Below are 20,110 nucleotides of genomic sequence, written 5' to 3'. Positions count from 1 at the left end.
AATGTCCCCGGACAGACTGCTGCCAGCTGCGTTGTGCAAGCGCTGTTCTGAATTGATTAAAAAAGGAGTTTGAATATGTCTGTTAATTTCGGATCCCATCGTCTGGTTGTTGGTGCCCACTACGGCATGCGCGACTGGCTGTCACAACGCGTCACCGCTGTCATCATGGCCTTGTTCACTGTGCTGGTGCTGGCGCAACTGATTTTCAGCAAGGGTCCGATCGGCTATGAGCTGTGGGCTGGCATTTTTTCGCCGCAATGGATGAAGTCGCTGACCTTTCTGGTCATTCTTTCCATGCTTTACCACGTCTGGGTTGGCATGCGCAACATTTTTCAGGATTACGTCAAACCCTATTGGGTGCGTTTCGTCATGCACGTGTTTGCCATTGCCTGGCTGATCGCCTGCACCGGTGGCGCTATTGAAGCGCTGTGGCGCTTGTAAACCTTTCTTTCCAACAAGGAAGTCATTGCGCACCCGGTCAATCGTCAGAGTGTGCTGTACCCAATCATCAAGACAAAACAATTACCATGACTGCAACCTCCAAACTTCAAAAGCGTAAATTTGACGTCGTCATCATCGGTGCTGGCGGCGCTGGCATGAGTGCTTCGCTGCAACTGGCCAATGCCGGCCTGAATGTCGCCGTGCTGTCCAAGGTGTTTCCCACACGATCTCACACCGTTGCGGCCCAGGGTGGCATCGGCGCCAGTCTGGGCAACATGGCCGAGGACAACTGGCATTACCATTTTTACGACACCATCAAGGGATCTGACTGGCTGGGTGACCAGGATGCGATCGAGTTCATGTGCCGTGAGGCACCCAAGGTGGTCTATGAGCTGGAACACTTCGGCATGCCGTTTGACCGCAATCCCGATGGCACCATTTACCAGCGTCCTTTTGGTGGCCATTCCAGCAATTACGGTGAAAAACCGGTGCAGCGCGCCTGCGCTGCAGCGGACCGTACCGGCCATGCCATGCTGCACACCCTTTACCAGCAAAACGTCAAGGCCAGAACCAATTTCTTTGTCGAATGGATGGCACTGGATTTGATTCGCGATGCCGATGGCGATGTTGTCGGCGTCACGGCACTGGAGATGGAAACCGGTGAAGTCCACATTCTGCAGGCCAAAAGCGTGATGATGGCTTCTGGCGGCGCAGGCCGCATCTTTGCGGCATCAACCAATGCCTACATCAACACGGGTGATGGTTTGGGCATGGCCGCACGCGCCAATATTCCGCTGCAGGATATGGAGTTCTGGCAGTTTCACCCGACTGGTGTGGCCGGTGCAGGCGTGCTGTTGACAGAGGGTTGCCGTGGTGAAGGCGCCATACTGCGCAACAGCAACGGTGAACGCTTCATGGAGCGCTATGCACCTACGATGAAAGACCTGGCACCACGTGATTTCGTGTCGCGTTGCATGGACCAGGAAATCAAGGAAGGACGCGGTTGCGGACCTAAAAAGGACTACATCAACCTGGACATGACGCATCTGGGTGCCGAGACGATCGCCCTTCGCTTGCCGAGTGTGTTTGAAATCGGCCATAACTTTGCCAATGTGGACATCACCAAAGAACCCATTCCGGTGATCCCGACCAACCACTACCAGATGGGCGGTATCCCCAGCAACATCTACGGCCAGGTTGTTGTTCCTGGCAGCAGTGGCGCACAGGAAGTTGTCAACGGTTTGTACGCCGTCGGCGAGTGCGCCTGTGTCAGTGTGCATGGTGCCAATCGGTTGGGTACCAACTCCTTGCTGGATATCGTGGTTTTTGGTCGTGCCGCAGGCTTGCATATCATTGACTTCAATGAGAAAAACAAGGAGCACAAAGAGCTGCCGGCCAACGCTGCCGACATTTCCCTGGAGCGTCTGGACCGGCTGAATTCGGCTACGACGGGCGAATATGCACAGGTTGTCGCCAACGACATGCGCGACATCATGCAACAACACGCCAGCGTGTTCCGGACCCAGGCCAGCATGGACGAGGGAGTTGCCAAGATTGCCCAATTGCGTCAGCGTGTCACTGATATCAAATTGACCGACAAGTCACAAATTTTCAATACCGAGCGCATCGAGGCACTCGAAGTTGAGAACATGATTGAAGTCGCGCAGTCAACCATGGTGTCGGCAGCCGCACGGCATGAATGCCGTGGTGCCCACAGTGTGGCGGATTACGACCGGCCTGCCGATGACCCGACGTGCCCGCTGGGTCGGGACGATGTCAATTGGCTCAAGCACACCTTGTGGGACAAAGCGACCAACAGCCTGAGTTACAAGCCGGTTAACCTCAAGCCGCTGACAGTGGCTTCCGTGCCACCCAAAATCCGTACCTTCTAAAGTTCGGCTTTGCTGCCTTTGACCCTCATCGATATCTTGCAAGACCGATCTTCAAGCGTGCCTGCATCCAAGGAAGAAAATCATGGCTAAACGTACTATTCAAATTTATCGCTACAACCCCGACACCGATGTCAAGCCGTATATGCAGACCATCGAGATTGAACTTGATGGCAGTGAGCGCATGTTGCTCGATGTTTTGACCAAGCTGAAAGCGATCGATCCAACACTGTCTTACCGACGTTCGTGCCGTGAAGGTATTTGTGGCTCGGACGCCATGAACATCAATGGCAAAAATGGCTTGGCCTGTCTGGTCAACATGCTGACGCTGCCCGATACCATCGTGCTCAAGCCGCTGCCTGGCCTGCCTGTGGTGCGTGACCTGATCGTCGACATGACGCTGTTTTTCAAGCAGTACCACTCGATCAAACCTTACCTTGTCAACGACACCCGGCCACCAGAAAAAGAGCGCCTCCAAAGCCCGGAAGAGCGTGAAGAACTCAACGGCCTCTACGAGTGTATTTTGTGCGCCAGTTGCTCCACCAGCTGCCCTGTGTTCTGGTGGAATCCAGACAAATTTGTCGGCCCGGCAGGTTTGTTGCAAGCCTACCGCTTTATTGCTGACAGCCGTGATGAAGCCACCAGTGAGCGTCTGGACAATCTGGAAGATCCCTACCGTTTGTTCCGCTGCACCACCATCATGAACTGCGTGGATGTCTGCCCGAAAGGCCTGAACCCGACCAAGGCGATTGGCAAGATCAAGGAACTGATGGTGCGTCGCGCCATCTGATGCGGCACTGATGGACACCACTGGCATGGAGACAGGCGACGCCTTGATCGATGAAAGAGTGCTGAGCAAACTCAAGTGGCGCTGCCGCCGGGGTCTGCTCGAAAACGATATTTTCATCGAGCGTTTCTTCAAGCGATTCGAATCCACGCTCACCGTCAAGCAGGCGCAAGGTCTGAACGTTCTAATGGATTTAAGCGATTCAGACCTGCTGGATTTGCACCTTGGGCGCAAAACTTTGGCGCAACTGGATGCCAATCTGGTTCAGGACGAAGTTTGCGAAGTTTTAAGTATGTTAAAAAAACCACCTGAAAGGTCACTATGAAGCTAGCTGAAAATAAAGCCACCCTGTCGTTCAGTAACGGCACTCCAAGTGTCGACTTGCCGGTTTACCAGGGTACCGTAGGTCCGGATGTGATCGATATTCGCAAGCTCTATGGCCAAAGCGGGATGTTCACTTATGACCCGGGTTTTTTGTCAACGGCGTCGTGCCAGTCGGCCATCACCTACATTGATGGTGACAAGGGCGAACTCCTGTACCGTGGCTATCCCATCGAGCAATTGGCAACGCAGTGCGATTACCTCGATACCTGCCATTTGTTGCTCAAGGGTGAATTGCCCAACCTGCAAGAGCGCCAGGACTTCCACAAGCTCGTCATCAACCACACGATGGTCAACGAGCAGATGCAATTTTTCCTGCGTGGTTTCCGCCGCGATGCACACCCGATGGCGGTGCTGACCGGCCTGGTGGGTGCCCTGTCGGCCTTTTACCATGACAGCACCGACATCAACAACCCCGCGCATCGGGAAATTTCAGCCATTCGCCTGATTGCCAAAATGCCCACGTTGGTGGCCATGGCCTACAAGTACGGTATTGGTCAGCCCTACATGTACCCGCAGAATGACCTCAGCTACGCTGGCAACTTCCTGCGCATGATGTTCGGTACACCGTGCGAAGAGTATGTTGTCAACCCGGTGCTGGAGCGCGCCCTGGACCGCATCTTCATTTTGCATGCTGACCACGAGCAGAATGCTTCCACCTCGACTGTGCGCCTGTGCGGCTCGTCCGGCACCAACCCGTTTGCGGCGATTGCGGCGGGTGTGGCCTGCCTCTGGGGTCCGGCCCACGGCGGCGCCAATGAAGCCTGCCTGAATATGCTGGAAGACATTCAGCGCCAGGGTGGTGTTGCCAAGGTGGGTGAATTCATGGAGCAGGTCAAGGACAAGAACTCCGGTGTCAAGCTGATGGGCTTCGGTCATCGGGTTTACAAAAACTACGACCCACGCGCCACCCTGATGCAGGAAACCTGCAACGAGGTGCTGCAAGAACTCGGGTTGGAAAATGACCCCTTGTTCAAACTGGCCAAGGAAGTTGAGAAAATTGCCCTCGAAGACGATTACTTTGTGTCGCGCAAGCTCTACCCGAACGTTGATTTTTATTCTGGTATCGTCCAGCGCGCCATCGGCATCCCTGTCAACCTGTTTACCGGTGTCTTTTCACTGGCACGTACCGTTGGCTGGATCGCCCAGCTCAACGAAATGATCAGCGACCCCGAATACAAGATCGGCCGTCCGCGCCAGTTGTTCACAGGTGCAGTGACTCGTAAAGTTTTGCCCGTGGCTGAACGCTAAATAAACCTGCGTTCCCGAAAACCCGCCGACTGGCAACAGCGGCGGGTTTTTTTACGGTCATGATGGACGGCGTCTCAGCCGTTTAAAATCTGCAATTCACCGAGGAAACCACATGGGACGCACCCTTTACGACAAACTCTGGGACGAACACGTCGTCCATACCGAAGAAGACGGCACCGCACTGCTCTACATCGATCGCCATCTGGTACACGAAGTCACCAGCCCGCAGGCGTTCGAGGGTCTGCGGCAGTCCAAACGACCCGTCTGGCGTATCAGTTCGATCGTGGCCACGGCAGACCACAATACCCCCACCACCGGCTGGGAGCTGGGCTATGACGGCATCACCGACCCCACCAGCAAAGAACAGGTTTTGACGCTGGACGCCAACATCAAGGAATATGGTGCGGCTGCCTATTTCCCGTTCATGTCGCGGCGCCAGGGCATCGTCCATGTGATTGGCCCGGAAAACGGTGCCACGCTGCCCGGCATGACGGTGGTCTGCGGCGATTCGCACACCTCCACCCATGGCGCTTTCGGTGCTTTGGCGCACGGCATTGGCACCAGCGAGGTCGAGCACGTCATGGCCACGCAAACGCTGCTGGCCAAAAAAGCCAAGAACATGCTGGTGCGGGTCGGGGGTGTTTTGCCGCGCGGCTGTACCGGCAAGGATATTGTGCTGGCGGTGATCGGGAAAATTGGCACGGCTGGCGGTACCGGCTACACCATTGAGTTCGGCGGTGCTGCCATCCGTGCACTAAGCATGGAGGGGCGCATGACCGTTTGCAACATGGCGATCGAAGCCGGTGCCCGTGCAGGTTTGGTGGCCGTGGATGAAAAAACCATTCAGTATGTGAAAGGTCGACCTCTTGCCCCAGGCTACGACGCGCCCAATGAGCCGGCCGCAGCCGTGGAGTGGGAACAGGCGGTGGCCTATTGGAAAACGCTGCATTCGGATGCAGATGCTCACTTTGACGCCGTGGTCGACATTGATGCCTCGCAGCTGGTGCCCCAGGTCACTTGGGGCACCTCGCCCGAGATGGTGTTGGGCATTGATGAGCGGGTTCCTGATCCCGAACGCGAAAAAGATGCCAGCAAGCGCGGCGCCATCGAACGTGCCTTGGCCTACATGGGGCTGGAACCGGGCAAAGCGCTCAACGACCTGTACGTGGACAAGGTATTTATTGGCTCCTGCACCAACAGCCGGATTGAAGACATGCGTGAAGCGGCCGCCATCGTGAAGACACTGGGTCGCAAAGTGGCACCCAACATCCGGCTGGCGATGGTGGTGCCGGGCTCCGGTCTGGTCAAGGCGCAGGCGGAGCGTGAGGGTCTGCACGAGATATTTCGTGCCGCTGGTTTTGAGTGGCGTGAGCCCGGTTGTTCCATGTGTCTGGCCATGAATGCCGACCGGCTGGAGCCCGGAGAACGTTGCGCTTCCACCAGCAACCGCAACTTTGAAGGCCGTCAGGGTGCCGGGGGCCGCACCCATCTGGTCAGCCCTGCGATGGCAGCAGCAGCAGCCATCTATGGTCATTTTGTTGACGTGCGCAAAATTGTCTAACCTACGCCTCAAGGACACCACCATGAAATCATCGACCGCTTTGTTGATCGCTGCCGCGCTGCTGGCTCTGGTCGGCTGCAATACCGTCAAAGGCGTAGGTCAGGACCTGCAAAAAGCAGGTGAAACCATCGAAGATGCCGTCAAAAAGAAATAGGACAAACCATGCAAAAATTCACCTTGCTCAAAGGTCTGGTTGCCCCGATGGATCGGGAAAATGTGGATACCGATGCCATCATTCCCAAGCAGTTCCTCAAATCGATCCGAAAAACCGGCTTTGGTCAAAATCTGTTTGACGAGTGGCGCTATCTGGATGCGGGCTACCCCGGACAAGACCCTGCCAGTCGCAAACCCAACCCGGACTTTGTCCTGAATCAGCCGCGTTTCCAGGGTGCCTCCATTTTGCTGGCGCGCAAGAACTTTGGTTGTGGTTCCTCCCGTGAGCATGCCCCCTGGGCACTGGACCAGTTTGGTTTTCGCGCCATCATTGCCCCCAGCTATGCCGACATCTTCTTCAACAACAGTTTCAAGAATGGCTTGCTGCCCATTGTGCTGACTGAAGTCCAGGTGGCGCAATTGTTTGACGACGTGGCGGCTTTCCCAGGCTATGCCCTGACCATTGACCTGGAACGCCAGCGGGTGATCAAACCCAACGGTGAGGAACTACCGTTCGAGGTGCAGGCCTTCCGCAAATACTGTTTGCTCAACGGTCTCGACGACATCGGCCTGACCTTGCGCCATGCCGACAAAATCAAGGCCTTCGAGGCCGAACGCCTGGCGCAAAAGCCCTGGTTGGCGCATAGCATGCTGGCCTAAGTTATTCAAATCATTCATCACAACCATGAAAATTGCAGTTTTACCCGGCGACGGAATTGGTACCGAAATTGTGGCCGAGGCCGTCAAGGTCCTTCAAGCCCTGGATTTACGTTTTGAAATGGAGACTGCACTGGTCGGCGGTGCTGGCTATGAAGCCCATGGTCATCCTTTGCCCGAGTCCACCCTGAACCTGGCCAAAGAGGCTGATGCCATCCTGTTTGGCGCTGTTGGTGACTGGAAATATGACACACTCGACCGCCCGTTGCGTCCGGAACAGGCTATTCTGGGCCTGCGCAAGCATCTTGGCCTGTTTGCCAATTTCCGTCCGGCAATTTGTTACGAAGAACTGGTGAATGCGTCCAGTCTCAAACCGGAACTGATTGCGGGTCTGGATATCCTGATCATTCGCGAATTGACCGGCGATATCTACTTTGGGCAGCCGCGCGGCCGACGCATTGCCACTGACGGACATTTCCCCGGTGCCGAAGAAGCCTTTGACACCATGCGCTACAGCCGTCCCGAGATCGAACGCATTGCCCATGTGGCATTCCAGGCGGCCCGCACGCGCAAGGCTGCCGGTTCAGAAGGGCGTGTCACCAGTGTTGACAAGGCCAACGTGCTGGAAACCTTCCAGTTCTGGAAAGACATCGTCACCGAGGTCGGCCTCCAATACCCCGATATTGCGCTGGACCACATGTATGTCGACAATGCCGCCATGCAACTGGTGCGGGCGCCCAAGAAATTCGACGTGGTAGTCACCGGCAACATGTTTGGTGACATCCTGAGTGATGAAGCCTCCATGCTGACGGGTTCGATCGGCATGTTGCCTTCGGCCTCCATGAATGCCAATAGCCAGGGCCTGTTCGAGCCGAGCCATGGCAGCGCGCCCGACATTGCCGGCAAGGGCATTGCCAATCCGTTGGCGACCATTTTGAGCGCGGCCATGATGCTGCGCTTCAGCCTGGACCAGGCGGAGGCGGCTGGCCGCATTGAAGCTGCCGTCAAGGCGGTGCTGGCCCAAGGCTTGCGCACGGCCGACATCTTCAGTGCGGGCAGCACCCGCGTCAGCACCCGTGAGATGGGTGACGCGGTGGTCAGGGCATTGCAGTAAAACTATTTAATTGATCTGAAAAGGATGCGTGATGAAAGTTGGTAACTTGGTTGGTTTGGTGGGCTGGCGTGGCATGGTGGGCTCGGTGTTGATGGACCGGATGCAGTCCGAGGGAGATTTCGCCCTGATCGAGCCAGTGTTTTTTTCCACTTCCAACGCGGGCGGTGCGGCACCGTCATGGGCCAAGAATGAGACCACGCTGAAAGATGCGTTTGATATTGACGCGCTCAAAAAATGCGACATCATCATCAGTGCCCAGGGTGGTGACTACACCACCGAGGTTTTCCCGAAATTGCGCGCCGCGGGCTGGACCGGTCACTGGATCGACGCAGCGTCAACGCTGCGCATGAAAGACGATGCCATCATCATCCTGGATCCGGTCAACCTGCCGGTCATCCAGACCGCCCTGAAAAAGGGTGGTAACAACTGGATTGGCGGCAACTGCACGGTGAGCTGCATGCTGATGGGTGTTGGCGCCCTGTACAAGGCGGGCCTGGTCGAGTGGATGAGCACCCAGACTTATCAAGCGGCCAGCGGTGGCGGTGCCCAGCACATGCGCGAGTTGCTGACGCAGTTCGGCACCCTCAATGCCGAAGTCAAGGCCTTGCTCGACGACCCCAAGTCCGCCATTCTGGAAATTGACCGCAAGGTGATCGCCAAGCAGCGCGCCCTGAGCGCCAGCGAGACGGCCAACTTTGGCGTTCCGCTGGGGGGCTCGCTGATTCCCTGGATCGACAAAGACCTCGGGCTGGGCAAGCAGTCGGACGAGCCCGGCTGGGGCATGTCGCGCGAAGAATGGAAGGGTATGGCCGAGACCAACAAGATATTGGGCCAGGGCGCGGTTTTTGGCAGCGCCGAGACGCCCGTGGATGGTTTCTGCGTGCGTGTCGGAGCCATGCGCTGCCACAGCCAGGCGCTCACCTTCAAACTCAAGAAAAACGTGCCTTCGGCAGATATCGAAGCCCTGCTCGCTGCCGACAACGAATGGGTCAAGGTGGTGCCCAACACCCGTGAAGCAACGGTCAAGGACCTGACGCCGGTGGCGGTCACTGGTACCCTGAGCATTCCTGTGGGCCGTATCCGCAAGCTGGCCATGGGGCCCGAGTACGTGGGTGCCTTTACTATTGGTGATCAGCTGCTGTGGGGTGCCGCCGAGCCCTTGCGTCGGATGTTGCGAATCTTGCTGCAAGCCTGAACGGTGTCAGATGCACCTGCATGAAAGACATGGGATGCATCTGAAGGCCACCCGGGAGCTCATTTCACCCTATAGAATCGCCAGCTGACAGCCCCTGTGTCCATACCGCTGAGCGCATATCGGCGTGTGTCATTTAAGGGCATTGAGGCTTGGGCGTGTTCCTGTCTTTTACGGGTTGAAAACTGGAGTAAAAATTGATTGTTAAGTCCTGTCGATGGGAACTCAAGGCCGTGACGTTTGCAACGCTTTTGGCTTTGAGTGGAACCAATGCGCTGGCCCTGTCGCTTGGACGAATCACCGTTCAATCTGCTTTGGGTGAGCCTTTGAATGCTGAAATTGACATTCCGGATATCAATGCGGAAGAGGCGGCCTCGCTCAAGGTTCAAGTTGCTTCGCCGGCAAATTTCAGGTCTGCAGGGCTTGATTACAGCCCGGTTCTGACCGGCCTCAGGATGGTGTTGCAAAAACGACCTGATGGCCGTACCTACTTGCGCCTGAGCAACGATCGATTGGTTCAGGAGCCATTTGTGGACCTGATCCTGGATGCCGGTTGGCATAGCGGCCGCGTGGTTCGCAACTACACCATGCTGTTTGATCCACCCAATATGCGTCCGACGCCGATGGCGCAGCCACTGACTTCAACTTTGCCTGCGCCCCTTGCCGCACCATCATCCGTGACCGTGCCCCGGCAGGCTCTGCCGCCGCGTTCTGCACCACAGGCAAGTCCGCCTGAAAGGCGCCAACCCGCAGTCGCCGTTGAGCCTAAATCTGCGCCGGCGGTGGCCAGCAACGCGAGTAAAAAGGTGACGGTGCGAGCGGGCGATACCGCCAGCAAAATTGCCAGGACCCACATGGTGTCCAATGTGTCCTTGGATCAAATGCTGGTGGCCATGCAGCGCGGCAACCCCAATGCTTTTATTGAGGGCAATGTCAACCGTATCAAAGCTGGCGCTATCCTGGCGCTGCCCACTGAAAAGCAGGCCACGGTGGTTTCTGCAACCCAAGCCAGCCAAATCATCACAGCGCAGAGCCAGGACTTCAATCGTTACCGGCTTTCGCTTGCCAACAACGCGAATGTGACTGATCTGGCTCCTGCCGAGCGCAACGTCAGCGGTACCATCAAGGCCACGGTGGAAGACAAAAAACCGGCAGCACAAATACCCGACAAGCTGACCTTGTCCAAGGGGTCGGTTCAAAGCACGACGGACCTCGAACAACTGGCTTTGGACCGCAATGCCGAAGACAGTGCCAAACGGGCCGCACAGATCAGTCAAAACACCAGCGAACTCAATCAACTGGCGCAAACAGCTGCATCCCTGGCTGCTGCTGGTGCAGCTTCAGGTACAGCCAATGGCTCTGCAGCTCCGATGGCTGTTGCACCTGTCTCGGCACCTGGCGCTGAAAAGCCGGTTTCTCCGAAACTCGCAACGATGCCCCCGGCCATCGTGCCTGAGCCAGCCTCCAGTTTCTTGGATGCGCTGATGGACAACCCCTTGTTGCCGGCAAGTGCCACCTCCCTGCTGGCGTTACTGGCCGGTTTGGGTTTTTACAAAGTCCGTCAACGCCAGAAACAAGCAGCAGCTGACGATGACTCCTTTATTGAAAGTGCTTTTCAGGCCGAGTCATTTTTTGGCAACAGTGGTGGCCAGAAAGTGGACACGCAAGAGTCATCGGTGACAAGTTCTGCGATGGTGTACCCAAGCAGCCAGCTGGATGCGGTAGAAGATACAGATACCGACCCGTTGACTGAGGCCGATGTTTACCTGGCTTACGGACGTGACGAACAGGCGGAGGACATCTTGAAGGAAGCCCTGCGGAAGCAGCCTGAGCGCTTGGCGATTCATCAGAAACTGTTGGCCATCTATGCCAAACGCGAGGATGCTGCATCTTATGCAGCCATGGCGGCCCTTGCTTATCCCCTGCTGAAAAACAACGCACCTCAATGGGCTCAGATTTGTACGACCGGGCTGGTGTTGGAACCAGGTAACACCATGTACCTGGCGGGAGGGCAACCGGTCGCCGAGACGGCCGCATCGCCAATGCCACCTCTGCCTGCTATCCCGTCGGCGGGTGCGACGGAAGTTGCGCTCAGCGGGATTCATGACACCGCGGCTGACCATGCGCTGGATCTGGATTTTGATCTTGATTTTTCGCTGGATGAACCGAAGCCGATTGATGTGGCGGGATCTGCCGGGTCAGCGCTGCCTGTCATCGCAGAGAGTTCTCTGCCAGAACCGGAGACGGCTTCAACCAGTTCCGGGCCAGTGGGCGAAGCCACCGCCCCGACGGCTGCCAGCCAGCCCCTCGACATGATGGAATTTGACTTTGACAATTTGTCGCTTGACCTGGACGACAATGATGTCGTGCCGACCCAGCAGCCATTCATGACCAATGCTGATGCGCTGGAATCTAAATTGGCACTGGCCAAAGAATTCAGGGCAAATGGTGACGATGAAGGTGCACGTGAATTGATTCAGCAGGTTATCAACGAGGCTGATGATGGTCCCCTCAAGGCCCGGGCACAACTGGTGCTGAGCCAAATTTGATGGTCGTCACGGATGGGACGTGAGCCGCCCGCACTTGTCCGTGTCGCATTAGGGATCAGCTACCACGGCGGGCATTACCAGGGTTGGCAAAGCCAGCCGTCCGGGCAAACCGTGCAGGACCAACTCGAAAAAGCCTTGTCACGTTTTGCCAATCACCGGGTTTCCACCCTGTGCGCGGGCCGCACGGATGCGGGTGTACACGGCCTGATGCAGGTGGTGCATTTCGACACCCCGCTGGATCGCCCTGAGGCCGCCTGGGTGCGCGGCCCCAACGCCTTGCTGCCACGCGACATCGCGGTGCAGTGGGCCAGGGTGGTGCCCAGGGCGTTTCACTGCCGTGCCAGTGCGACCTCGCGTCGTTATGTGTATGTGGTGTTGCAGTCGCCGGTGCGCCCCAGTCTGGATCAGGGCCGGGTGGGCTGGGTCTACCGCCCCCTGCAAATCGATCTGATGCAGCAGGCCGCGCAACAACTCATTGGTGAGCATGATTTCACCTCGTTTCGGGCCAGTGCCTGTCAGGCTTTGTCGCCCGTCAAGAACATGCTGCGCATTGGAATTTCCCGGCGTGGTGCCTATTGGCGTTTCGAGTTTGAGGCCAATGCGTTTTTGCATCACATGATCCGCAACATCATGGGCTGCCTGCTCTACATTGGCGAACAGCGCCAGCCCGTGGAATGGATGCAGCAGGTCATGCAAGCGCGCGACCGCGATGCCGCCGCGCCCACGTTTTCACCCGACGGCCTGTACTTTTTGGGGCCCCGTTATGACCCACAATGGGGTTTGCCCGAAGATTCCCTCTTGCTCGATGGATTGCCATGAACCCGACTGTCGAACCGGCCTTGCCGGGCCTGCACCGCACCCGCATCAAGATCTGCGGCCTCACCCGCGAGGCTGATGTCGACGCTGCCGTGGCCGCAGGCGTTGATGCCCTGGGCTTTGTGCTGTACACCAAAAGCCCGCGCGCTGTCGCTGCCGCGCGTGCGGCAGAACTGGCCCGTCGACTGCCGCCCTTCGTCACGCCGGTGCTGCTGTTTGTCAACGAAACGCTGGCCAACATCACTGCTGCCAGCGCCCAGGTGCCGGGTGCCATCCTTCAATTCCATGGTGACGAATCGCCGCAAGCCTGCTGGGCCGCCAGTGTGCAGTGCCAGCGTCCGTACCTGCGTGCGGCACGAATTCCCCTGGGGGAAGCCGGCCGCGGCTTTGATCTCTTAAAATTCGCGCAAGATTATTCACAGGCCCAAGGCCTCCTGCTCGACGCGCAAGTGGACGGGTATGGCGGCGGCGGGCACGCATTCAATTGGTCACTGCTTCCTCCAAACGTCAACGCTCACCTCGTCTTGAGTGGTGGGCTGAACGCTGCCAACGTGATCGACGGCATCCTGCAGCTGCGCCCGCGCTGCAAAACGCTGTCGGTTGACATCAGCTCCGGGGTCGAGGTGCCGGGACAAAAAGGCATCAAGGACCCCCTCAGAATCCGTGAGTTTGTTGCCGCCGTCCGTCAGGCAGACCTTCAACTCAATTTAGTCAGGCCCTAACCCATGTTTACTTACCAACAACCCGACCTGCGCGGTCACTTCGGCATCTATGGTGGCAGTTTTGCCTCCGAGACGCTGACCCATGCCATCAACGAGCTCAAGGCGGCTTACGCCAGGTACCAGTTCGACCCTGAATTTGTCGCTGAATTCAACTACGAGCTGGCGCATTTTGTCGGTCGCCCCAGCCCGGTTTACCATGCCGCGCGTATGAGCCGGGAGCAGGGCGGGGCGCAAATTTTCCTGAAACGTGAAGACCTCAATCACACCGGCGCGCACAAGATCAACAACACCATTGGCCAGGCCATGCTGGCCAAGCGCATGGGCAAGCCGCGCATCATTGCTGAAACCGGCGCCGGCCAGCATGGCGTGGCCACCGCCACCATCTGCGCGCGCTACGGCCTCGAATGCGTGGTCTACATGGGCAGCGAAGACGTCAAGCGCCAAAGCCCCAATGTCTACCGCATGAAATTGCTCGGCGCCACCGTGGTGCCAGTCACCAGCGGCAGTTGCACACTGAAGGACGCGCTCAACGAAGCCATGCGCGACTGGGTCGCCAACGTTGACAGCACCTTCTACATCATCGGCACCGTGGCCGGCCCGCACCCCTACCCGATGATGGTGCGCGATTTCCAAAGTGTCATCGGCAAGGAATGCCTGGTGCAAATGCCCGAGATGCTGCAGGCCGCTGGCTGTCAGACCGGTCAGCCGGATGCCGTTGTCGCATGCGTCGGCGGCGGCAGCAATGCCATGGGCATTTTTTACCCCTACATTGCGCATGAAACCACGCAGCTGATTGGCGTCGAGGCGGCAGGCGAAGGCATGGACTCTGGCCGCCACTCGGCCTCCATCCAGCGTGGCAGCCCCGGCGTGCTGCACGGCAACCGCACCTATGTGCTGCAGGACGACAACGGCCAGGTTACTGAAACGCACAGCATCAGCGCCGGCCTCGACTACCCCGGTGTCGGCCCCGAACACGCTTACCTGCACGACATTGGCCGTGCCCAGTACGTCGGCATCACCGACACCGAGGCGCTGGAGGCCTTCCACTACCTGTGCCGCACCGAGGGCATCATTCCGGCGCTGGAATCCAGCCACGCCGTGGCCTACGCCATGAAGCTGGCCAAAACCATGCGACCCGACCAGTCGATCCTGGTCAACCTGTCGGGCCGCGGTGACAAGGACATCGGCACGGTGGCCGACCTGAGTCACGCCGATTTTTTCTGTCGTCCCAGTTGCCAGGGTCAGTCCGTCAAGGGTGGTCTGGCTGCGGACGAAGCCATTGTGAAGGTTGTCAAATGAGCCGCATTGCCGCTACGTTTACCCGGTTGCAAGCCCAGGGCCGCAAGGCGCTGATTCCGTTTGTCACCGCCGGTTTTCCCTACGCCGACGTCACCCCTGAGCTGATGCATGCTTTCGTTGCGGGCGGCGCCGACGTGATCGAGCTCGGCGTGCCTTTTTCCGACCCCAGCGCTGACGGCCCGGTCATTCAGCAAGCCGGCGACAAGGCGCTGGCTGCCGGGATCGGCCTGGTACAGGTGCTGGCCATGGTACGTGAATTCCGTCAGACCAACAACAGCACACCGGTGGTGCTGATGGGCTACGCCAACCCGGTGGAGCGCTACAGCCAAAAGCACCGGCGGGCTGATACCCAGGCAGGCACCAGCGCCTTTGTGCAGGACGCCGCAGCGGCAGGTGTCGACGGTGTGCTCATCGTCGACTACCCGCCTGAAGAATGTGAAGAGTTTGCCGCCGAGCTCAAAGCAAAGCAGATGGATCTGATTTTTTTGCTGGCGCCAACCTCAACAGACGAACGCATGCAGCAGGTGGCCCGCATTGCCAGTGGCTATGTTTACTACGTGTCGCTCAAAGGTGTTACTGGTTCGGGCGCGCTCGACACCGACGCGGTCGAGGCCATGCTGCCGCGCATTCGCCAGCATGTTAGCGTGCCGGTGGGTGTGGGTTTTGGCATCCGCGACGCCAGCACGGCCCGCGCCATCAGCCGTGTGGCAGATGCGGTGGTGATCGGCAGTCGTATCATCCAGCTCATTGACGGGCAGCCGCGCGATCAGGTGGCCGTCACGGCCGAAAAGTTCCTGCGCGAGATCCGCTCCGCCCTCGATTCATAATTCGCCATTTTCCAAAAGACTGACAAGGATTCCCCATGAGTTGGCTTGAAAAACTGCTTCCCCCCAAAATCCAGCATACCAATCCGGAAGACCGCCGCAGCGTGCCGGGCGGGTTGTGGATCAAATGCCCCAGCTGTGACACGGTGCTCTACAAAACCGACCTCGAGCAAAACCAGAATGTGTGTCCAAGTTGTAGCCACCACCACCGCATCGGGGCGCGGGCGCGGTTGAATTTCTTTCTGGACAACGAGGGCCGCTATGAAATCGGCCAGGAAGTGTTACCGGTGGATGCGCTCAAGTTCAAGGACAGCCGCAAGTACCCCGAACGCCTGAAAGAAGCGCTGGAAAACACCGGGGAAACCGACGCACTGGTGGTCATCGGAGGATCGGTGCTGGGAATCGGTCTGGTCGCGGCCTGTTTTGAATTTGAATTCATGGGCGGCAGCATGGGTTCGGTGGTGGGTGAGCGTTTTGTGCGCGGTGTGCACACGGCCATTGAGCAAAAAGTGCCGTTTGTCTGTTTTACCGCCACCGGTGGTGCGCGCATGCAGGAAGGTTTGCTGAGCCTGATGCAGATGGCAAAAACCAATGCATCACTCACGCACCTGGCCAAAAATGGCTTGCCATTCATCAGCGTGCTGACCGATCCGACGATGGGTGGTGTCAGTGCCGGTTTTGCCTTTCTGGGTGATGTGGTGATTGCCGAACCCAAGGCCCTGATCGGTTTTGCCGGGCCGCGCGTGATTGAATCGACGGTGCGCGTCAAACTGCCCGAAGGTTTTCAGCGCGCTGAATTCCTGCAGACCAAGGGCGCTGTGGACCTGATTTGTGATCGCCGGGAATTGCGCAAGACCATCGCCAACACGCTGGCCATGCTGACGCGCCAGAGCGCGGACGCGGTGGCGTGAGCGCTGCTGTGTGAATGTGGTCCCGCCGACAGGAATCGAAAATCAACCTGTAACCCTCATGAATCCTAGCTTTTTGGCGTTCGGTGGCAGAAAATACCCCCAAATGTACCCCCAAATTGCAAAGGATGCCTATCATGCCCCTGACCGATGCGCAGCTACGCAACCTGACAGAGCCCGGTAAATACTTTGACGGCGGCGGGCTTTTCCTTGATCTGACCAAAGCGGGCGGGCGTTACTGGCGCTTGAAGTTCCGGCACGGCGGAAAAGAAAAACTCCTGGCGCTGGGCGTGTACCCCACGGTAAGTCTCAAGGCCGCCCGCGACCTGGCAAGCGATGCCCGCAAAACCCTCAAGGGCGGCTGCGATCCCGGCGCATTACGCAAAGCCGAAAAGGCCAAGGTGGTACAAGAAACCGTGAATACGCTTGAGGCGGTTTCCCGTGACTGGTTGATCCACCAGGCGGCCCGCTGGGCACCCGTGACACTTGCCCGCATTCGCGCATCCCTTGAAGCTGACATTTTCCCGACGCTGGGCGCGCGGCCTATCGCCAGCATTAAACCTGGCGAGGTCATGTCAGCGGTAAAAAAGGTAGAGGCACGAGGCGCGGCTGACCAGGCGGACCGGGTTTTGAAGCGAGTCAAGGCGGTTTACCGTTGGGCGGTGACCCATGAGCGCATCGAATCAAACCCGATGGTTGATCTGGTGCCGTCTGAAATACTCAAACCCCGGCACGTGACACACCGCCCGGCACTGGCAGATAGCGACCTACCCGCATTCCTGGCCAAACTGGCGGCCTATGACGGCGACCCCCACACCGTGAACGCTTTGCGGCTGCTGATGCTGACCGCAACCCGGCCCGGCGAAACACGCGGGGCGCTATGGGCAGAGTTTGACCTTGACGCGGCGCTGTGGATCATCCCGGCGGTGCGAATGAAAATGAAGCTTGAGCACCGCGTGCCACTGTCACGGCAAGCCGTGGAGGTACTGCGCACCATGCAATCCCTGAGCGGTGATCGCGAGCTGGTGTTCCCAAGCCCGTTCTATCCCAGCAAGTCATTGTCTGAAAATACCTTCAATTCGGCCCTGGCACGCATGGGCTTCAAAGGTACCGCTACTGCCCACGGTTTCCGTGCGCTTTTTTCCACGGTGGCCAATGAATGCAATTGGAACCCGGACGTAATCGAGCGCCAGTTAGCCCACGTTGAACGCAACGGCGTGCGAGCCGCTTACCACCGCTCGACCTACCTTGATGACCGCGTCAAACTGATGCAATGGTGGGCTGATTACCTTGACGGGCGCAAGACTGGCAAGGTTCTGAAAATGAAGAAGCGGGCCGCCTGATGCGCCCGCCCGGCAAGTTTTGCCATTTTTACCAGCTGATACCCGCTGAAAACGTGGGGGCAGTGGGTGTAAACGGGCGAAACCTAGCAACCATGCGGGTTTGCGGCTGTTTTGGGAGTGGGGGCAAATTGTGGGCGGAGTGGAGGCAAAGTGGGGGCAGTTCTATATGAGGAGGTTGATTTATTCACTAATTCATGCATGTTTGTCCTTTGCATCAATTCCCTGCAGGAATTCCTGACCACCGGCACCTTGTCGTGCTGGCCAACGACAGAATAGTTTGCAATACACCAGGCAAGGACGAGTCAAGCGAAGCGCGACATGCTAATCGTTGGTTGACTGGGGTCTCGGGGTATCGCCCTGAGCAGGGGGCCGCTGCCAAGTTTTATGCGCAGCAGAAGACGTGGGCACAAGGCCCTTACCCTGCACAGTGAGTTTCTGTCACTCCCATGCTGTTGGTGAAATGATTTGCCTGTCAGCACGCCTGTCGTTGTGCATTCTGGTTCGCCTGTCGATTTGCCTGTCGCCTATGCACTGACGAAATTGATTCGCCTGTCAGAACGACTGTCGTGCATGGTTGTGTCGCCTGTCGAGTCACCTGTCATGTCACCTGCCGTGGCCATTCACGAGTTGGGAACGTCCGATGCAAATAATCACATGCGTAAGGCAGGGTATTTCCACGCTGCTGGTGAATTTATTCGCCTGTCAGCACGCCTGTCGTTGCATTTTGCTTCGCCTGTCACGCATTTTGTTGCACCTGTGGCACCACCTGTCGTATCGACTGTCACGCCATGACACTTGCAGGATGTTCGGTGGCGGCTTGCAGCTTTCAATCCTGCTCAAGTCGGGGCAGCCGAAGTCAGCGCCAGATAGCCGGCATCCAGGAATCGGCGTTGCCTTGTAGTGAATGACTGCAAGCAGGATGCCCCATCTGCATAGTGATCGTCGCTTCACGACCAATTGCGGGTGCTCATGGGTGGCAGCTTTCGGGCAGCAGAAAGATTTTCACTGCCGAGGTTCCATAAAACTGTCATTCAATTGACGGCGTCCGATCCGCATTGCTGACATTGGCTGCGGGCAACTCTGAGACAGGACTGCAGCGTAAGCAGGTCTTCAGAAATTCAAAATGCCCGCCCGATACCTGACATTGGTGCCGGTTGGCCAAGCAAGGGGGGCGGCAAATCCAGGAAGGGGTCACCCGGATCGCAGGGTGATCAGGAGTGTTGCGGTAGAGGCCATTAAGCTCGCCCCCATGATGAAATTGCGCAAAGTCTGCACTGCCATGATGTCTTTTGAGTCGTTGCTCATCACGTTGGCAACCCACAGTGTGCGGGCGAGTTGATTGACGCCGTGAATCGTATAAGTCGGGTTTGCCTTGACTTTAATGTGGAGCCACAAGTAGTACAGCGCGACAAAACCACAGCTCAGGGTGAATGCAGCCAGGTCACTGCCAAATTGATTGACCCATTGTTCGAGGTTCATGTGCGGCGTCCTTTCAATGTTTGCCAAGCCAGCCGAACACAAGGCGGTTGACAAGCGCAACGCTCCAGCAAATCCAGATTGTCCACAGGGTGTGGCTGGGGTAGTGCGCGCCGCGCAGGGTTTGCGCCAATCCAAACACCAATCCCAAAAAAAGCACCAGCAACAACAGCCATTGGCCTCTGCGGCGCAGGCTGGCCTGGCCTGAAAACAACCAAGGCAAGGCCAGCGCGATGAACGCCAGGGCCGAAGACGCGTGGCCCGCTGGAAAGCAATGCCCGGCGCCGCCATCGCGGGCGCCCCAGGTCCAATGCGACACATACCAGGCCTTGCCGCCAAAGTCCTGCAAGTCCCAGGGGCAACTGGTCAAGCTGAAATGCTTCAGGGTGCTGATGGTCAGCAGCGACAGGGCGATGCCCAGCACGATCTCGATGCGCTGCCAGCGGGTCAGTGCGCGAAACCAGCCGACGGGCCACCAAATCATGGCCATCACTGCGAGAAAAACGACAAGAGCCAGTTGCCTGCTGCGGGTGTGAAGCACCTCCGCCAGCCACCAGTTGTCGCGCATGGCAAAGCCTTGTTCGTTGGCCAAGCCATGCATCACGGTCAGGTCCAGCCCGGACGCATCCCACATCAGCAGGCCGATCAGCGCCGCCCCGGTGACGAGGGCGGTGGGCAAGAAAAGTGGCTTCTGCACGGGTGCGAAAGGGGTTTTGGCTTTTGGCATAGATTGGACTGGTCTTGGTG

General features: G+C 57.8%; 20 protein-coding genes. 18 read left to right on the top strand and 2 right to left on the bottom strand.

Translation table 11 applies throughout. The features are described from left to right. Positions 1-75 precede the first annotated feature (75 nt). The 18 genes from sdhD (at position 76) to NDJ10_RS07455 (ending at position 18,679) form a co-directional block, all read left to right on the top strand. Positions 76-441, top strand: coding sequence for a succinate dehydrogenase, hydrophobic membrane anchor protein (gene sdhD / locus NDJ10_RS07540; RefSeq protein WP_296160726.1), 366 nt, complete (start codon positions 76-78; stop codon positions 439-441). An 86-nt stretch (positions 442-527) separates the two neighbouring features. Then, positions 528-2,333 carry a succinate dehydrogenase flavoprotein subunit gene (sdhA, locus tag NDJ10_RS07535; RefSeq protein WP_296160723.1) on the top strand — a complete coding sequence of 602 codons (1,806 nt, stop codon included), beginning with the start codon at positions 528-530 and terminating at the stop codon, positions 2,331-2,333. Positions 2,334-2,415: 82 nt separating this feature from the next. Then, a complete protein-coding gene (locus tag NDJ10_RS07530) occupies positions 2,416-3,120 on the top strand; it encodes a succinate dehydrogenase iron-sulfur subunit (protein ID WP_296160722.1) in 705 nt (234 codons plus the stop codon). Positions 3,121-3,130: 10 nt separating this feature from the next. Further along, complete coding sequence (locus NDJ10_RS07525; RefSeq protein ID WP_296160720.1) at positions 3,131-3,442, top strand: succinate dehydrogenase assembly factor 2; 312 nt, start codon at positions 3,131-3,133, stop codon at positions 3,440-3,442. Beyond that, positions 3,439-4,749 carry a citrate synthase gene (locus tag NDJ10_RS07520; protein WP_296160718.1) on the top strand — a complete coding sequence of 437 codons (1,311 nt, stop codon included), beginning with the start codon at positions 3,439-3,441 and terminating at the stop codon, positions 4,747-4,749. The genes NDJ10_RS07525 and NDJ10_RS07520 overlap by 4 nt, the downstream gene beginning before the upstream one ends. A gap of 112 nt (positions 4,750-4,861) precedes the next feature. Beyond that, positions 4,862-6,310 carry a 3-isopropylmalate dehydratase large subunit gene (gene leuC / locus NDJ10_RS07515; protein ID WP_296160715.1) on the top strand — a complete coding sequence of 483 codons (1,449 nt, stop codon included), beginning with the start codon at positions 4,862-4,864 and terminating at the stop codon, positions 6,308-6,310. Positions 6,311-6,332: 22 nt separating this feature from the next. Continuing rightward, the gene (locus NDJ10_RS07510; RefSeq protein WP_296160713.1) at positions 6,333-6,464 is read left to right on the top strand and encodes an entericidin A/B family lipoprotein; all 132 of its coding nucleotides are present in this window, start codon (positions 6,333-6,335) and stop codon (positions 6,462-6,464) included. Positions 6,465-6,472: 8 nt separating this feature from the next. Next, on the top strand, positions 6,473-7,123 hold the full coding sequence (gene leuD, locus NDJ10_RS07505) for a 3-isopropylmalate dehydratase small subunit (protein WP_296160711.1): 651 nt from the start codon (positions 6,473-6,475) through the stop codon (positions 7,121-7,123). Between the two features lie 25 nt (positions 7,124-7,148). Next, complete coding sequence (gene leuB, locus NDJ10_RS07500) at positions 7,149-8,234, top strand: 3-isopropylmalate dehydrogenase (protein WP_296160709.1); 1,086 nt, start codon at positions 7,149-7,151, stop codon at positions 8,232-8,234. 31 nt (positions 8,235-8,265) lie between these two features. Further along, positions 8,266-9,429 carry an aspartate-semialdehyde dehydrogenase gene (gene asd / locus NDJ10_RS07495; RefSeq protein ID WP_296160706.1) on the top strand — a complete coding sequence of 388 codons (1,164 nt, stop codon included), beginning with the start codon at positions 8,266-8,268 and terminating at the stop codon, positions 9,427-9,429. A 323-nt stretch (positions 9,430-9,752) separates the two neighbouring features. Next, entirely contained in the window at positions 9,753-11,975 is a 2,223-nt protein-coding gene (locus NDJ10_RS07490; RefSeq protein ID WP_296160704.1) for a FimV/HubP family polar landmark protein, read from the top strand. Positions 11,976-11,987: 12 nt separating this feature from the next. Next, the gene (gene truA, locus NDJ10_RS07485) at positions 11,988-12,794 is read left to right on the top strand and encodes a tRNA pseudouridine(38-40) synthase TruA (protein WP_296160700.1); all 807 of its coding nucleotides are present in this window, start codon (positions 11,988-11,990) and stop codon (positions 12,792-12,794) included. Beyond that, entirely contained in the window at positions 12,791-13,513 is a 723-nt protein-coding gene (locus tag NDJ10_RS07480) for a phosphoribosylanthranilate isomerase (RefSeq protein ID WP_296160698.1), read from the top strand. Before truA ends, NDJ10_RS07480 begins: the two co-directional genes overlap by 4 nt. Before the next feature lie 3 nt (positions 13,514-13,516). Next, entirely contained in the window at positions 13,517-14,812 is a 1,296-nt protein-coding gene (trpB, locus tag NDJ10_RS07475) for a tryptophan synthase subunit beta (RefSeq protein ID WP_296160696.1), read from the top strand. Continuing rightward, the gene (gene trpA / locus NDJ10_RS07470; RefSeq protein WP_296160694.1) at positions 14,809-15,639 is read left to right on the top strand and encodes a tryptophan synthase subunit alpha; all 831 of its coding nucleotides are present in this window, start codon (positions 14,809-14,811) and stop codon (positions 15,637-15,639) included. Before trpB ends, trpA begins: the two co-directional genes overlap by 4 nt. Before the next feature lie 35 nt (positions 15,640-15,674). Then, on the top strand, positions 15,675-16,547 hold the full coding sequence (accD, locus tag NDJ10_RS07465) for an acetyl-CoA carboxylase, carboxyltransferase subunit beta (RefSeq protein WP_296160692.1): 873 nt from the start codon (positions 15,675-15,677) through the stop codon (positions 16,545-16,547). Positions 16,548-16,681: 134 nt separating this feature from the next. Continuing rightward, positions 16,682-17,887 carry an integrase arm-type DNA-binding domain-containing protein gene (locus NDJ10_RS07460; RefSeq protein ID WP_296160691.1) on the top strand — a complete coding sequence of 402 codons (1,206 nt, stop codon included), beginning with the start codon at positions 16,682-16,684 and terminating at the stop codon, positions 17,885-17,887. Between the two features lie 465 nt (positions 17,888-18,352). Then, positions 18,353-18,679 carry a hypothetical protein gene (locus NDJ10_RS07455; protein ID WP_296160689.1) on the top strand — a complete coding sequence of 109 codons (327 nt, stop codon included), beginning with the start codon at positions 18,353-18,355 and terminating at the stop codon, positions 18,677-18,679. A gap of 399 nt (positions 18,680-19,078) precedes the next feature. Here the strand turns inward: NDJ10_RS07455 and NDJ10_RS07450 are convergent, their stop codons facing one another. After that, positions 19,079-19,366: a DUF599 family protein gene (locus NDJ10_RS07450; RefSeq protein ID WP_296160688.1), complete on the bottom strand. Its 288-nt coding sequence runs from the start codon at positions 19,364-19,366 to the stop codon at positions 19,079-19,081. A gap of 13 nt (positions 19,367-19,379) precedes the next feature. Next, positions 19,380-20,060: a phosphatase PAP2 family protein gene (locus NDJ10_RS07445; RefSeq protein WP_296160685.1), complete on the bottom strand. Its 681-nt coding sequence runs from the start codon at positions 20,058-20,060 to the stop codon at positions 19,380-19,382. Positions 20,061-20,110: the final 50 nt, after the last annotated feature.

The organism is Rhodoferax sp. (assembly GCF_023700745.1).
Lineage (GTDB): Bacteria > Pseudomonadota > Gammaproteobacteria > Burkholderiales > Burkholderiaceae_C > Rhodoferax.
Note: the sequence above shows the minus strand (reverse complement) of the source record. Positions and strands in the feature narration are given on the sequence as shown.

Bases quoted from the DNA above. Each gene is read 5' to 3' on its own strand.
- NDJ10_RS07460 (WP_296160691.1), top strand. From the start codon at position 16,682: ATGCCCCTGACCGATGCGCAGCTACGCAACCTGACAGAGCCCGGTAAA.
- leuB (WP_296160709.1), top strand. From the start codon at position 7,149: ATGAAAATTGCAGTTTTACCCGGCGACGGAATTGGTACCGAAATTGTG.
- leuC (WP_296160715.1), top strand. From the start codon at position 4,862: ATGGGACGCACCCTTTACGACAAACTCTGGGACGAACACGTCGTCCAT.
- NDJ10_RS07450 (WP_296160688.1), bottom strand. From the start codon at position 19,366: ATGAACCTCGAACAATGGGTCAATCAATTTGGCAGTGACCTGGCTGCA.
- NDJ10_RS07520 (WP_296160718.1), top strand. From the start codon at position 3,439: ATGAAGCTAGCTGAAAATAAAGCCACCCTGTCGTTCAGTAACGGCACT.
- NDJ10_RS07480 (WP_296160698.1), top strand. From the start codon at position 12,791: ATGAACCCGACTGTCGAACCGGCCTTGCCGGGCCTGCACCGCACCCGC.
- trpA (WP_296160694.1), top strand. From the start codon at position 14,809: ATGAGCCGCATTGCCGCTACGTTTACCCGGTTGCAAGCCCAGGGCCGC.
- sdhA (WP_296160723.1), top strand. From the start codon at position 528: ATGACTGCAACCTCCAAACTTCAAAAGCGTAAATTTGACGTCGTCATC.
- trpB (WP_296160696.1), top strand. From the start codon at position 13,517: ATGTTTACTTACCAACAACCCGACCTGCGCGGTCACTTCGGCATCTAT.
- sdhD (WP_296160726.1), top strand. From the start codon at position 76: ATGTCTGTTAATTTCGGATCCCATCGTCTGGTTGTTGGTGCCCACTAC.
- NDJ10_RS07510 (WP_296160713.1), top strand. From the start codon at position 6,333: ATGAAATCATCGACCGCTTTGTTGATCGCTGCCGCGCTGCTGGCTCTG.
- NDJ10_RS07525 (WP_296160720.1), top strand. From the start codon at position 3,131: ATGGACACCACTGGCATGGAGACAGGCGACGCCTTGATCGATGAAAGA.
- leuD (WP_296160711.1), top strand. From the start codon at position 6,473: ATGCAAAAATTCACCTTGCTCAAAGGTCTGGTTGCCCCGATGGATCGG.
- asd (WP_296160706.1), top strand. From the start codon at position 8,266: ATGAAAGTTGGTAACTTGGTTGGTTTGGTGGGCTGGCGTGGCATGGTG.
- accD (WP_296160692.1), top strand. From the start codon at position 15,675: ATGAGTTGGCTTGAAAAACTGCTTCCCCCCAAAATCCAGCATACCAAT.
- NDJ10_RS07530 (WP_296160722.1), top strand. From the start codon at position 2,416: ATGGCTAAACGTACTATTCAAATTTATCGCTACAACCCCGACACCGAT.
- truA (WP_296160700.1), top strand. From the start codon at position 11,988: ATGGGACGTGAGCCGCCCGCACTTGTCCGTGTCGCATTAGGGATCAGC.